Genomic DNA, 12,509 nt, shown 5'->3' with positions numbered 1-12,509 from the left:
AGGGGAGAAGGGCAGGCGCGGCGTCAACGCCCGTCGAGCGTGGAACCCGTGAGCAGCCCCCGCGCCAGCATGCTGCACTGCCTGCGGAACAGCAGCAGCTGCCACTGGCGGCCGCCGAGCTGGCGCCACAGCACCGCCGAGCGCACCGCCGCGAGCAGGTTGCTGCGCACCTTCTCGACGACGGCCGGCTGCTGCAGGTGCTGCGGGTTGCCGTTGACCATCACGCGCGGGCGCAGGGTGGACAGCGTGGAGGCGTAGAGTTCGGCCAGCCGCGCGGTGACCTGGCTGGAGCCCTGGCCGAAATGTTCGGCCTGCCGCTGCGCGGCGCGGATGCCCTGCTGCAGGCGGGCCAGCAGTTCCTGGCGGCCGGACAGGTTGCGTTCCAGCCGCATCACGGTCATCGCCATGCGCGTCACCGCCATGTCGTCGCTGCTTTCGTCGAGCTGGGACACCAGGGTGCGCAGGCCCAGCCGCACGCTGGCGATGTTGCCGTACACGCCCACCACCGAGGGTGCGTCGATGCGGAACACGCTGGCGATGCCGGCGTCCATCGCGCTCTCGTCGCAGCGCCCCTGGTTGGCCAGCTGCTGCGCCAGCGCGCAGGCCTGGTAGAGGCCGGCCAGCGCCAGCACGCGTTCCTCGTTCATCGCAAAAGCGTCAAGCACCGTCAGTTCTCGTCTTGAATGGGGGACAGGCCGCCGAAGGGTGCGTCAGTGGCGGCGATCACCGCGCCACCGAGGCAGGCCTCGCCGTCGTAGAGCACCACCGACTGGCCGGGCGTCACTGCACGTTGCGGTGTGTCGAAGCGGACTTCAAGAGCATCGTCCAGCACGCGCACCTCGCAGGCCTGGTCGGCCTGGCGGTAACGGGTCTTGGCGGTGCAGCGGAAATGCGCGGCTGGGGCGTGGCCTGCCACCCAGGTCGGCGCCTCGCTGCGCAGCGTGCGCGAATCCAGCCAGCGGTTGGCATTGCCCTGCGCCACGTGGAGCACGTTGGCCGCCACGTCCTTGCCCACCACGTACCACGGCTCGCCGCTGGCGCCGTGGCGGCCGCCGATGCCCAGCCCGTTGCGCTGGCCCAGCGTGTAGTACATCGCGCCCTGGTGTTCGCCGACCCGTTCGCCTTCCGGTGTGCGCATCTCGCCGGGGCGGGCGGGGATGTACTGGGCGAGGAAGCTGCGGAAGTCGCGTTCGCCGATGAAGCAGATGCCGGTGGAATCCTTCTTCGCGTGGGTCGGCAGGTTGGCCGCGCGGGCCATCCCGCGCACTTGCGACTTCTCGATCTCGCCGACCGGGAACAGCGTGGCGGCGAGCTGGGCCTGGCCCAGCGCATGCAGGAAATAGGTCTGATCCTTGGCCGCGTCCACTGCGCGCAGCAGGCGGTATGCGCCGTCCGCGCAGCCCACGCGGGCGTAGTGGCCGGTGGCGATCTTTTCCGCGCCCAGCGCGCGTGCCTCGTCAAGGAAGGTCTTGAACTTGATCTCGCGGTTGCACAGCACGTCGGGGTTGGGCGTGCGGCCGGCGCGGTATTCGGCAAGGAAGTGTTCGAACACGCCGTCCCAGTACTCGGCGGCGAAGTTGCGTGCGTGGAACGGGATGCCCAGCCGGCCGCACACGGCCACGGCGTCCTTGCGGTCGGCGTCGGCGGTGCAGGGGCCGCTGCGTTCGTCCTCTTCCCAGTTCTGCATGAACAGGCCTTCGACGGTGTGGCCGGCCTGCTGCAGCAGCAGCGCCGCCACCGAGGAGTCGACGCCGCCGGAAATGCCCAGCATCACCTTCATGGCGCGGCGCCGTGCGGCCAGGCGTGCAGCGCGTCCAGCGGGAAGCGGGCGCCGGCCAGCCAGGCATCGATGCTCGCCAGCACCAGCGGGCTGCGCAGGCGCTCGCCCAGCGCGGCGATTTCGGCGCGGTCCAGCCACAGGGCACGGCGGATACCGGTGTCCAGTGGCCGCGCGGGATCGTGGCTGACGGGGCGGGCGGCGAAACTGAAACGGATCACGCCTTCGCCGTGCTCGGTGCTGCGCCACTGGTGCACGCCGATCAGGTGGGTGGGCATCACCGTCCAGCCGGTTTCCTCCAGCGTCTCGCGCACGGCCGCGTCGACGAGGCGCTCGTGGTCCTCGAGGTGGCCGGCGGGCTGGTTGTACGCCAGCCGTCCGTTCACTTCCTCTTCGACCATCAGGTAGCGCGCGCCGTCACTCACCACGCAGGCCACGGTGACGTGCGGGCGCCAGATGGCGTCGGTGGGGGAGTCGGGCGGCATGGCGGGAGGGGGCTGGAAAAGACGCCATTGTGCCACTACATCCCAACGCGGTCGCCGCGGGGTGCGCAGCCGGCGCGGCGTATAATCGCAACCGTCGAACGAACATCGTCATCCATGTCCAACGAACACGAAAACGAGCAGGAAAGCGGCCATGGCCTGGCGCTGCACACCGCCAGGCCCGAAGTGGCAAGGCCGCCGCTGTTCCAGGTGGTGCTGCTCAACGACGACTTCACGCCGATGGATTTCGTGGTCGAGGTGCTGCGCAGCTTCTTCGCGCTGGACCAGGAGCGCGCCGTGCAGGTGATGCTGCACGTGCATACTCGCGGCAAGGGCGTATGCGGGGTGTTCACCCGCGAGGTGGCGGAGACCAAGGTCACCCAGGTCAACGAATATTCACGCTCGCATCAGCACCCTCTGCTCTGCACCATGGAAAAGTTGTAGGCCACCCCCATTTCGTAGCCAACGCGGCCAAGCCGCCCAGCCATTGCAACGGAGACGGTCCGGATGTTCAGCAAGGATCTCGAAGTCACCATCGGCCAGTGCTACAAGCAGGCCCGTGAGCAGCGCCACGAATTCATGACCGTGGAGCACCTGCTGCTCGCGCTCACCGCCAACCAGTCCGCGCTGGGGGCCTTGCGCGCCTGCGGCGTGGACCTGCCGCGGCTCACCCACGAACTCGAGAAGATCATCGCCGAGACCGTGCCGGTGCTGCCGCACGGCGACGAGCGCGATACCCAGCCCACGCTGGGCTTCCAGCGCGTGCTGCAGCGCGCGGTCTACCACGTGCAGTCCTCGGGGCGGAAGGAGGTCACCGGCGCCAACGTGCTGGTGGCGATCTTCGGCGAGAAGGATTCGCACGCCGTGTACTTCCTGCACCAGCAGGAGATCACCCGGCTCGACGTGGTCAACTACATCTCGCACGGCATCGCCAAGGTGGGCGAGGAGCCGGCGTCCGGCACGTCCGGCGGTGGCGAGCGCGAAAGCGAGGAGGGCGGCGAGGCCAAGGGCAATCCGCTCGCCGAGTTCGCCAGCAACCTCAACGAGCGCGCGCTGGAAGGCAAGATCGACCCGCTGATCGGCCGCGCCGACGAGATCGAGCGCACCATCCAGGTGCTGTGCCGCCGCCGCAAGAACAACCCGCTGTACGTGGGCGACGCCGGCGTGGGCAAGACCGCGCTGGCCGAGGGCCTGGCCAAGCGCATCGTCGACGGCGACGTGCCGGAAGTGCTGGAGGGCGCCACCATCTGGTCGCTGGACCTCGGCGCGCTGGTGGCGGGCACCAAGTACCGCGGCGACTTCGAGAAGCGCCTGAAGGGCGTGATCGCCCAGCTCAAGAAGCAGCAGGGCGCGATCCTGTTCATCGACGAGATCCACACCATCATCGGCGCCGGTTCCGCCTCGGGCGGCACCATGGACGCCAGCAACCTGATCAAGCCGCTGCTGGCCTCGGGCGAACTGCGCTGCATCGGCTCGACCACGTTCCAGGAATACCGCGGCGTGTTCGAGAAGGACCGCGCGCTGGCCCGCCGCTTCCAGAAGATCGACGTGGTCGAGCCTTCGGTGGCCGACAGCATCGAGATCCTCAAGGGCCTGCGCTCGCGCTTCGAGGAGCACCACAACGTCATCTACACCAACGAGTCGCTGAAGGCGGCGGTGGACCTGTCGGTGAAGCACATCCCGGACCGCCTGCTGCCGGACAAGGCGATCGACGTGATCGACGAGGCGGGCGCCCGCCAGCGCCTGCTGCCCGAGGCGCAGCGCACCGGCAAGGTCGACGTGCCCGAGGTGGAATACATCGTGGCCAAGATGGCACGCATCCCCGCCAAGCAGGTGTCGGCCTCCGACCGCGACGTGCTGAAGAACCTGGAGCGCAATCTCAAGATGGTGGTGTTCGGGCAGGATGCCGCGATCGAGGCGCTGGCCGCCTCGATCAAGATGGCGCGCTCCGGCCTGGCCGACCCGGCCAAGCCGATCGGTTCCTTCCTGCTGGCCGGCCCCACCGGCGTGGGCAAGACCGAGGTGACCCGCCAGCTCGCCATGCAGCTCGGCATCGAGATGATCCGCTTCGACATGTCCGAGTACATGGAGGCGCACTCGGTGTCGCGCCTGGTCGGCGCGCCCCCGGGCTACGTGGGCTTCGACCAGGGCGGCCTGCTCACCGAGGCGGTGACCAAGCATCCGCACGCGGTGCTGCTGCTGGACGAGATCGAGAAGGCGCATCCCGACGTCTACAACATTCTGCTGCAGGTGATGGACCGCGGCGTGCTCACCGACACCAACGGGCGCGAGGCGAACTTCAAGAACGTGATCCTGGTGATGACCACCAACGCCGGCGCGGCGCAGGCGGCGCGGCGCAGCATCGGCTTCGTGGAGCAGAGCCACCGCACCGACTCGATGGAGGTGATCCGCCGTGCCTTCACGCCGGAGTTCCGCAACCGCCTCGACGCGATCATCCAGTTCAACTCGCTGGACTTCGAGCACATCCTGCGCGTGGTCGACAAGTTCCTGATCGAGCTGGAGGCGCAGCTGGCCGACAAGCGCGTCAGCCTGGACGTGGACGCCGAGGCGCGCCGCTGGCTGGCCGAGCACGGCTTCGACGCGCAGATGGGCGCCCGTCCGATGGCGCGGGTGATCCAGGAGAAGGTGAAGCGCGCGCTGGCCGACGAGCTGCTGTTCGGCAAGCTGGCCGAAGGCGGCAAGGTGACGCTGGGCGTGCGGGACGGCGAGCTGTCGGTGGACTGCGAGGCGGCGGAGCAACTGCCGGTCGAAGTCGAGTAACGGCGGGTTTCAGGCACACAAAAGGCCGCGCACTGCGCGGCCTTTTCATAACATTTTGCGATCATCCTTGATCGCGAAGGTCACACGGGCAGCCATCCATGGCTGCACTTTTCATCCAGTGCGGCAGCCGCCTTATTTCATGCGGTAGGTGATCCGCCCCTTGCTCAGGTCGTACGGGGTCATTTCGATCTTGACCTTGTCGCCCGTGAGGATGCGGATGTAATGCTTGCGCATGCGCCCGGAGATGTGGGCGATGACAACGTGCCCGTTCTCCAGTTGCACGCGGAACATGGTGTTGGGCAGGGTCTCCAGGACCGTGCCTTCCATTTCGATGACGTCGTCTTTGGCCATGTGTTCCGGGTCGGAGAGCGGCCATGCTGGCCGCACAAGCCGGCGATTATGCCACGGCCGGGCGTCCGGTCAAAATCCCGCCTGGAGCGTTGCCTGGCGTCGCGCCAGCGACGGCATGCAGGGCGCGCCGGGCATCGCCGGATCGCTCAGGCGAAATGCTCGTCCAGCTTGCGCCGGATCTCCTGCTCGATCATGCCCTTGAGCGGGGACAGCAGCAGGCCCAGCTCGGCGCGCACGCGGACCGCATCGCCGGCCACCGCGATCTGGCCGTTCACGCCGGGGCGGGAGAAATGCAGGGTGTCGCCCTCCCAGCGGCCCGCGATGTCGAACTTCTCGTGCATGCGCGCGGCGACCTTCTCGACCACGGCGCGCGCTTCCGGCAACGGCAGCTTGTGGGGGCGTTGGATGTCGATGCTGGGCATGCGCGTGCTCCGGGGACGGCTGGGCATGATAAGCCATGCCATGCTCATGCTTGATGCATACGAATGCATGCGCAAGCGCTCAGGAACCGCATGCTAGAGTGCCGCGGTCAATGGATTGGTACGGCGATGCGCATCGAGTTTCTCCATTCCGCCCGCGAAGATTTCCCGTGGACGGCACCGCAATTGCGGATAGGCAGTGCGGCGGACAACGACCTGGTCTTGTCGGCCGGGCAGGCTGCGCCGCGGCACCTGCGCATCGAGCAGGACCAGCGCGGCTGGGTGCTGGCGGTGCTGCCCTCCGCCACGCGCGTGTACGTGAACGCACGGCCGGTGCGCGAACGCGCCTTGTTGCGCCCGGGCGACATGCTGAGCGTGGGCGATTGCCGCATGCTGCTGCGCGACGACGTCGCGCCGGAACAGCGCGAGACCGCCACGGCGCCGGCACAGGCACGCTGCACCGTCGCCTTGCGCGCGTTGGCCGGCGCCCTGTCGGGGCGCGTGTTTCCCATCGGCGACGGCCTCGAGCTCGGGCCCTATGGCCGTTGCCCGCTCGAACTGCCGCAGGGCGAGACGGCCAGCCTCAAGCTGGGCTGGCAGGAGGATCGCCTGGTGCTCGAGGTGGTGCAGGCCTCGGCAACCTATCCGTTGCGCGTGAACGGCGCGACGGTGCAGCGCCTGGCCTTGCGGCCCGGCGACCAGATCAGCCTGGGGCCGCATCGTTTCGTGCTCGATGCGCCGGGGATGGAAGCGGAACCCGTGGTCGCGCCGCCCGAACCGGAGGCGATGGCGCTGCCCGAAGACGCCGCCGGGCCGCGGGGGGAGGTGTGGTGGCTGATCGTCACCGCCGCCGTGCTGGCGCTGTGCATCGCGCTGGTGTTGTGGATGCGGTTTTAGCCTTGCGATCGCCCCAGGCCGCGGCCTGATCAACGTTGCGTCCCAGTCGTGCCATGTTCTGTCTCCCTCCCCTGCGTGCAGGGGAGGGCTGGGGTGGGGTCAAGCGCTTGCGAAAGCAATTCAATTGAGAGTCTTTCGCAAGGTTTCCCCCTCCCAACCTCCCTCTGCACGCAGGGGGAGGAGCCAATCGGCTCACCGCTGAGACGTGACGCTGATCAGGTGACCACGGGAGTCAAGCGGCCGGCCACCCGAGGCCGCGCTACTCCGTTGCCTTGCGATCATCCCTGGTCGCGGGAATCAAGCGGGTGGCGATCCCCGGCCGCGCTATCTATTCAATGGCGCAGGATCTCATTGACGCATCCATGCTGCGCCGCGCCATAATGCGGCGGACACAACCACGTGGAGCTATCGGTGAGCCAGGTGTGGAATTTCAGCGCGGGTCCGGCGGCGCTGCCGCGCGAGGTGCTTGAGCGCGCGCAACGCGAACTGCTGGACTGGAACGGCAGCGGCATGTCGGTGATGGAGCAGTCGCACCGCGGCAAGCGCTTCATCGCGATGGCGGCGCAGGCGGAAGCCGACCTGCGGGAACTCGCCGCGATTCCCGACGACTACGCCGTGCTGTTCCTGCAGGGCGGCGCCACCCAGCACTTCGCGCAGATCCCGATGAACCTGGCGGGCGAGGGCGACGGTGCCGACTACATCGTCAACGGTCATTGGGGCGAGAAGGCCGCGAACGAGGCTGCGTCCTATGTACGTGTGAACGTGGCTGCCAGCAGCAAGGGCGACGGCTACCGCCGCCTGCCGCCGCGTGCGGAGTGGAAACTCGACCCGCGCGCCGCTTACGTGCACTACACGCCGAACGAGACCATCCACGGCGTGCAGTTCCACGAGGTGCCGGACACCGGTGACGTGCCGCTGGTGGCGGACATGTCCTCCGACATCCTCTCCGCGCCGCTGGACGTGCGCCGCTTCGGCCTGATCTACGCCGGAGCGCAGAAGAACATCGGCCCCTCCGGCCTGGTGCTGATGATCGCGCGCCGCGACCTGCTGGTGCGCGCCACGCGGCCGATGGCGAAGATCTTCCGCTACGCCGAGCATGCGGCGCAGGACTCCATGCTCAACACGCCGAATACCTGGGGCTGGTACCTCGCCGGGCTCACCTTCCAGTGGCTGAAGGAGCGGGGCGGGCTAGCCGCCATGGCCGAACGCAACCGCATCAAGGCCGAACGCCTGTACGCCGCCATCGACGGTTCCGGCGGCTACTACCACAACGCGATCGATCCCGCCGCGCGCTCGCGCATGAACGTGCCGTTCACCCTGCGCGACGGCGCGCTCGATGCGCTGTTCCTCGCCGAGTCCGAGGCGGCCGGCCTGTTCGCGCTCAAGGGCCACAAGGCACTGGGCGGCATGCGCGCCTCGCTCTACAACGCGGTGCCGCCGGAGGCGGTGGATACGCTGGTCGCCTTCATGCGCGACTTCGCGACGCGACACGGCTGATCGTTTCGGGCATCATCGACCGTCCGCGTTTGGCCTTCTATCCATCCAGATACACGACCCAGAACCACGCCATGACCGAAAGCAAGACCTCGCTGTCCGACGTGCGCGAGCGCATCGACAGCATCGACCGGCAGATCCAGGAGCTGATCTCCGAGCGTGCCAACTGGGCGCAGGAAGTGGCGCGGGTGAAGGGCGAAGGCCTTTCCGCCATCGACTATTACCGCCCCGAGCGCGAGGCGCACGTGCTGCGCATGGTGGTGGACCGCAACAAGGGGCCGCTGCCGGATACGGAGATGGTACGGCTGTTCCGCGAGATCATGTCCTCCTGCCTCGCGCAGGAAGATCCCCTGAAGATCGGCTACCTCGGCCCCGAAGGCACTTTCAGCGAGCAGGCGGTGCGCAAGCACTTCGGCCATGCCGCCTACGGTCTGCCGCTGGGCAGCATCGAGGAAGTGTTCCAGGAGGTCGCCGCCGGGCATGCCGACTTCGGCGTGGTGCCGGTGGAGAACTCGGGGCAGGGCATGATCCAGGTCACCCTGGACATGTTCCTCACCTCCGACGCGCGCATCTGCGGCGAGGTGGAGCTGCGCGTGCACCAGTGCCTGCATTCGATGGCGGGCAACCTGGAATCGATCAAGCGCGTCTACGCGCATGCGCAGTCGCTGCAGCAGTGCAAGGCCTGGCTGCGCATGAACCTGCCACACGTGACCTGCGAGGCGGTGAGCAGCAATGCCGAGGCGGCGCGGCTGGCGCGCCACGCCGACGACGCCGGCGCCATCGCCGGCGAGACGGCGGGCAAGGTGTACGGCCTGAAGACGCTGGCCACCGGCATCGAGGACCGTGCCGACAACACCACGCGTTTCCTGGTCATCGGCCGCTCGCTGTTCCCGCCCTCGGGCAACGACCGCACCTCGCTGCTGATCACGGTAAACGACCAGCCGGGCGCGCTGTACCACGTGCTCAGCCCGTTCGCCGCGCACGGCGTGAGCCTCAACCGCATCGAGTCGCGCCCCGCGCACAGCGGCAAGTGGCAGTACGCGTTCTTCATCGACGTCTCCGGCCACATCCAGGACGAAACCCTGCAGGCGGCGGTGAAGGAGATCGAGCAGTCGGTGGCGCAACTGCGCGTGCTCGGCTCCTACCCGGTGGCCTTGCCATGAGCGCGCGGCTGGATTGGGACAGTCGTCCGGCCGGACCGCTGCGTGGCAGCGTGAATGTGCCGGGCGACAAGTCGGTCTCGCATCGTGCGCTGATGTTCGGCGCGCTGGCCGAAGGCACATCGCGCATCCGCGGCTTTCTCGAAGGAGAGGACACCCGCGCCACCGCCGCGGTGCTGCAGCAGCTCGGCGTGCGCATCGAGACGCCGGCCGAAGGTGAGCGCGTGGTGCACGGCGTGGGTCTGCATGGCCTGCGCGCAAGCGCGGATCCGCTGGACTGCGGCAACGCCGGCACCGGCATGCGCCTGCTCGCCGGCCTGCTGGCCGGGCAGGCGTTCAACAGCACCCTGGTCGGCGATGCCTCGCTCTCGAAGCGTCCGATGCGCCGGGTCACGAATCCGCTCGCCACGATGGGCGCACGCATCGATACGCAGGATGGCCTGCCGCCGCTGCATGTACATGGCGGTCAGCACCTGCAGGGCATCCGCTACGAGCTGCCGGTGGCCAGCGCGCAGGTGAAGTCCGCGCTGTTGCTGGCCGGCTTGTATGCCGAAGGCGAAACCGAAGTCATCGAGCCGCACCCCACGCGCGACTACACCGAGCGCATGCTGGCCGCGTTCGGCTGGCCGATCGCGTTCGAGCCCGGCCATGCGAAGTTGTCCGGCGGCCATGCGTTGCGCGCCACCGACGTGGACGTGCCGGCGGACTTCTCCTCCGCCGCGTTCTTCCTGGTCGCCGCGAGCATCGTGCCCGGCTCCGAGCTGCGCCTGCCCGCCGTGGGGCTCAACCCGCGCCGCACCGGCCTGCTGGAAGCATTGCGCCTGATGGGCGCGGACATCCGCGTCGAGAATCCGCGCGCAAGCGGCGGCGAGCCGGTGGGCGACCTGGTGGTGCGCCACGCGCCGCTGCACGGCGTCGATCTGCCCGAGGCGCTGGTGCCGGACATGATCGACGAATTCCCCGCGCTGTTCGTCGCCGCGGCGGTGGCCGAGGGCCGCACCGTCATCCGCGGTGCCGCCGAATTGCGCGTCAAGGAATCCGACCGCCTCGCCGCGATGGCGGCCGGCCTGCGCGCACTGGGCATCACGGTGGACGAAACGCCCGACGGCGCGACCATCCACGGCGGCAAGCTCGCCGGCGGCACGGTGGAAAGCCTCACCGACCACCGCATCGCGATGAGTTTCGCGGTGGCCGGGCTGGTGGCGCAGGCGCCGGTACGCATCGACGACTGCCGCCACGTGGCCACCTCGTTCCCGGGTTTCATGGAGCTGGCCAACGCCTGCGGCTTCGACCTGGCCGTCTCCGCGTAGGAGTGCATCCTGTGCGCGAACGCTCTGATGCTTGATAAAGCCAGGAGCATTCGCGCACAGGGTGCTCCTACCCTTGGAGGGACCTGCGGGTTAGGCTTGACGGCCCATGCCGAGGTCGCCATGCCCAACGTCCCGCCCTTCATCGTCGCGATTCCCGCCCGTTACGGCTCCACCCGCCTGCCGGCCAAGCCGCTGCGCGGAATCGCCGGCGTGCCCATGGTGGTGCGCGTGGCACAGCGGGCCCTGCAGGCGGGCGCGGTGGACGTGGTGGTGGCGACGGACGATGCGCGCATCGCCGATGCGTTGGCCGGGCAGGGCGTCAAGGTGTGCATGACGCGCGCCGACCACGCGTCCGGCAGCGACCGCCTCGCCGAATGCGCCGCGCTGTGCGGTTGGGCGGACGACGCCATCGTGGTGAACCTGCAGGGCGACGAACCCTTCGCGCCCGCGGCCGGCATCCGCGAAGTGGCGCGCGCGCTGGCCGAGGACGACGCACCGATGGCCACGCTGGCGACACCCGTCACCGACGCCCATGAACTGTTCGATGCCAACGTGGTGAAGCTGGTGCGTGCCGCGGACGGGCGCGCGTTGTATTTCAGCCGCGCGCCGCTGCCGTGGGCGCGCGATGCCTTCGCCGCGAACCGCGAAGCGCTGCCGTCGGGCGTGCCGTTCCTGCGCCACATCGGCATCTATGCCTACCGTGCCGGTTTCCTCGCACGCTACGCGCGGCTGGCGCGCACGCCGCTGGAGCAGGCCGAGTCGCTGGAGCAGTTGCGCGTGCTGGAGCACGGCCATGCCATCGCGGTGCGGCTCACCCCCGAACCGTTCCCGCCCGGCATCGATACCGAAGCCGACCTCGCGCGTGCCGAGCAATGGTTGAAGACGCAAGGGTGAGCGTGCGACGCGTACTGTTCGTCTGCCTCGGCAACATCTGCCGTTCGCCACTGGCGGAAGCCGTGGCGCGCAAGCGCCTGGCCGAAGCCGGGCTGGACGTGGCCGTGGCCTCCTGCGGCACCGGCGGCTGGCATGCGGGCGAGGGCGCCGATCCGCGCATGGTCGCGGCGGCACGCGCTGCGGGCCATGATTTGTCGAAACATCGCGCGCGCCAGTTGCGCGCGCGCGATTTCGCGGACCACGACCTGTTGCTGGCGATGGACCGCGACAACCTGCGCGGGCTGCGCAAATTCGCCGCTACGCCCGGGCAGGCGGAACAGGCCGCATTGTTCCTCAAATGGACGGGTGCAGCGCCGCCGCTGGAATTTCCCGATCCGTGGTACGGCGACGCAGCCGGTTTCGCCGCGTCGGTGGAATTGGCCGAACGCGGTGTCGCCGGTTTGATCGAGCGCTTGCGCGTCGCCCATCGCTGAAGCCCTGGCGATTGCCTGATCAATCGCGCTTCCGCTCGTCATCCCGGCGCGGGCCGTGATCCGGTAGCGATGACGCGTCCGGGCCATGCCGTCGCCGGATGACCAGCTTCGCTGTCGTGAGGCGCCTCCGGCCTGCGCCGGAATGACGAGCGTGTGGAGCCGAGGCTTCGTGGAGTTCCCCGGTTTCCGGATACGCGGCGGTGACGAGATGACAGACGCCAGGCAGGTATCGGCTACCGGCTTTCAACGGAGCGACCGGCAAGATCAACTCCGTCGCCGCAACTTCACGATGAAGACGCCGAACAGGATCAGGCCGAGCAAGAGGCCGATGCCGGCACCCCACAGCGCACCCTGGTCGCCCCACAGCCAGTCGCCGATCAGCACGCCGAGCACGAACAGGATGGGGATCGGCAGGCAACCCATGGGTATCTCCGCCAGGCACGCGACAGGAGCGCCCATGATACCGGCCAA

The 12,509-nt window shown here is 68.7% G+C and carries 14 protein-coding genes; 8 read left to right on the top strand and 6 right to left on the bottom strand.

All coding sequences use genetic code 11. The features are described 5' to 3' along the window. Positions 1–23: 23 nt before the first annotated feature. From hflD to IHE47_RS13790, 3 genes are read right to left on the bottom strand one after another with little or no spacing between them, the layout of a single operon-like run. Entirely contained in the window at positions 24–647 is a 624-nt protein-coding gene (gene hflD, locus IHE47_RS13800) for a high frequency lysogenization protein HflD (protein WP_192107211.1), read from the bottom strand. 20 nt (positions 648–667) lie between these two features. Further along, on the bottom strand, positions 668–1,780 hold the full coding sequence (gene mnmA / locus IHE47_RS13795; protein ID WP_192106751.1) for a tRNA 2-thiouridine(34) synthase MnmA: 1,113 nt from the start codon (positions 1,778–1,780) through the stop codon (positions 668–670). Beyond that, the gene (locus IHE47_RS13790; RefSeq protein WP_192106749.1) at positions 1,777–2,262 is read right to left on the bottom strand and encodes an NUDIX hydrolase; all 486 of its coding nucleotides are present in this window, start codon (positions 2,260–2,262) and stop codon (positions 1,777–1,779) included. The genes mnmA and IHE47_RS13790 overlap by 4 nt, the downstream gene beginning before the upstream one ends. A 114-nt stretch (positions 2,263–2,376) precedes the next feature. Here IHE47_RS13790 and clpS point away from each other — a divergent pair, with 114 nt between their 5' ends. Next, complete coding sequence (gene clpS / locus IHE47_RS13785) at positions 2,377–2,703, top strand: ATP-dependent Clp protease adapter ClpS (RefSeq protein ID WP_192106747.1); 327 nt, start codon at positions 2,377–2,379, stop codon at positions 2,701–2,703. Positions 2,704–2,766: 63 nt separating this feature from the next. Continuing rightward, complete coding sequence (gene clpA / locus IHE47_RS13780) at positions 2,767–5,040, top strand: ATP-dependent Clp protease ATP-binding subunit ClpA (RefSeq protein WP_192106745.1); 2,274 nt, start codon at positions 2,767–2,769, stop codon at positions 5,038–5,040. Positions 5,041–5,172: 132 nt separating this feature from the next. Here clpA and infA read toward each other — a convergent pair whose 3' ends face one another. Both infA and IHE47_RS13770 read right to left on the bottom strand, forming a co-directional pair. After that, positions 5,173–5,391 carry a translation initiation factor IF-1 gene (gene infA / locus IHE47_RS13775; RefSeq protein ID WP_077485337.1) on the bottom strand — a complete coding sequence of 73 codons (219 nt, stop codon included), beginning with the start codon at positions 5,389–5,391 and terminating at the stop codon, positions 5,173–5,175. 146 nt (positions 5,392–5,537) lie between these two features. Further along, positions 5,538–5,813, bottom strand: coding sequence for a polyhydroxyalkanoic acid system family protein (locus IHE47_RS13770; RefSeq protein ID WP_192106743.1), 276 nt, complete (start codon positions 5,811–5,813; stop codon positions 5,538–5,540). Positions 5,814–5,939: 126 nt separating this feature from the next. Here IHE47_RS13770 and IHE47_RS13765 point away from each other — a divergent pair, with 126 nt between their 5' ends. The 6 genes from IHE47_RS13765 to IHE47_RS13740 all read left to right on the top strand — a co-directional run bounded on the left by IHE47_RS13765 (position 5,940) and on the right by IHE47_RS13740 (position 12,038). Next, the gene (locus tag IHE47_RS13765; protein WP_192106741.1) at positions 5,940–6,707 is read left to right on the top strand and encodes an FHA domain-containing protein; all 768 of its coding nucleotides are present in this window, start codon (positions 5,940–5,942) and stop codon (positions 6,705–6,707) included. Positions 6,708–7,118: 411 nt separating this feature from the next. Beyond that, positions 7,119–8,204, top strand: coding sequence for a 3-phosphoserine/phosphohydroxythreonine transaminase (gene serC, locus IHE47_RS13760; RefSeq protein ID WP_192106739.1), 1,086 nt, complete (start codon positions 7,119–7,121; stop codon positions 8,202–8,204). A gap of 71 nt (positions 8,205–8,275) precedes the next feature. Continuing rightward, on the top strand, positions 8,276–9,364 hold the full coding sequence (pheA, locus tag IHE47_RS13755) for a prephenate dehydratase (RefSeq protein WP_192106737.1): 1,089 nt from the start codon (positions 8,276–8,278) through the stop codon (positions 9,362–9,364). Beyond that, entirely contained in the window at positions 9,361–10,671 is a 1,311-nt protein-coding gene (gene aroA, locus IHE47_RS13750; RefSeq protein ID WP_192106735.1) for a 3-phosphoshikimate 1-carboxyvinyltransferase, read from the top strand. Before pheA ends, aroA begins: the two co-directional genes overlap by 4 nt. A gap of 120 nt (positions 10,672–10,791) precedes the next feature. Continuing rightward, positions 10,792–11,565: a 3-deoxy-manno-octulosonate cytidylyltransferase gene (kdsB, locus tag IHE47_RS13745; protein WP_192106733.1), complete on the top strand. Its 774-nt coding sequence runs from the start codon at positions 10,792–10,794 to the stop codon at positions 11,563–11,565. Next, positions 11,562–12,038, top strand: a complete 477-nt coding sequence (locus IHE47_RS13740) for a low molecular weight protein-tyrosine-phosphatase (RefSeq protein ID WP_343227486.1) — start codon at positions 11,562–11,564, stop codon at positions 12,036–12,038. The genes kdsB and IHE47_RS13740 overlap by 4 nt, the downstream gene beginning before the upstream one ends. 264 nt (positions 12,039–12,302) lie before the next feature. Here the strand turns inward: IHE47_RS13740 and IHE47_RS13735 are convergent, their stop codons facing one another. Then, positions 12,303–12,461, bottom strand: a complete 159-nt coding sequence (locus tag IHE47_RS13735; RefSeq protein ID WP_192106730.1) for a hypothetical protein — start codon at positions 12,459–12,461, stop codon at positions 12,303–12,305. Positions 12,462–12,509: the final 48 nt, after the last annotated feature.

The sequence above is a fragment of the Rhodanobacter sp. DHB23 genome, from assembly GCF_014842975.1.
Classification (GTDB): domain Bacteria; phylum Pseudomonadota; class Gammaproteobacteria; order Xanthomonadales; family Rhodanobacteraceae; genus Rhodanobacter_A.
Note: the sequence above shows the minus strand (reverse complement) of the source record. Positions and strands in the feature narration are given on the sequence as shown.

What these genes read in the sequence shown, in the direction of transcription:
- hflD (WP_192107211.1), bottom strand. Translation starts at nt 647, where the DNA reads ATGAACGAGGAACGCGTGCTGGCGCTGGCCGGCCTCTACCAGGCCTGC.
- mnmA (WP_192106751.1), bottom strand. Translation starts at nt 1,780, where the DNA reads ATGAAGGTGATGCTGGGCATTTCCGGCGGCGTCGACTCCTCGGTGGCG.
- IHE47_RS13790 (WP_192106749.1), bottom strand. Translation starts at nt 2,262, where the DNA reads ATGCCGCCCGACTCCCCCACCGACGCCATCTGGCGCCCGCACGTCACC.
- clpS (WP_192106747.1), top strand. Translation starts at nt 2,377, where the DNA reads ATGTCCAACGAACACGAAAACGAGCAGGAAAGCGGCCATGGCCTGGCG.
- clpA (WP_192106745.1), top strand. Translation starts at nt 2,767, where the DNA reads ATGTTCAGCAAGGATCTCGAAGTCACCATCGGCCAGTGCTACAAGCAG.
- infA (WP_077485337.1), bottom strand. Translation starts at nt 5,391, where the DNA reads ATGGCCAAAGACGACGTCATCGAAATGGAAGGCACGGTCCTGGAGACC.
- IHE47_RS13770 (WP_192106743.1), bottom strand. Translation starts at nt 5,813, where the DNA reads ATGCCCAGCATCGACATCCAACGCCCCCACAAGCTGCCGTTGCCGGAA.
- IHE47_RS13765 (WP_192106741.1), top strand. Translation starts at nt 5,940, where the DNA reads ATGCGCATCGAGTTTCTCCATTCCGCCCGCGAAGATTTCCCGTGGACG.
- pheA (WP_192106737.1), top strand. Translation starts at nt 8,276, where the DNA reads ATGACCGAAAGCAAGACCTCGCTGTCCGACGTGCGCGAGCGCATCGAC.
- aroA (WP_192106735.1), top strand. Translation starts at nt 9,361, where the DNA reads ATGAGCGCGCGGCTGGATTGGGACAGTCGTCCGGCCGGACCGCTGCGT.
- kdsB (WP_192106733.1), top strand. Translation starts at nt 10,792, where the DNA reads ATGCCCAACGTCCCGCCCTTCATCGTCGCGATTCCCGCCCGTTACGGC.
- IHE47_RS13735 (WP_192106730.1), bottom strand. Translation starts at nt 12,461, where the DNA reads ATGGGTTGCCTGCCGATCCCCATCCTGTTCGTGCTCGGCGTGCTGATC.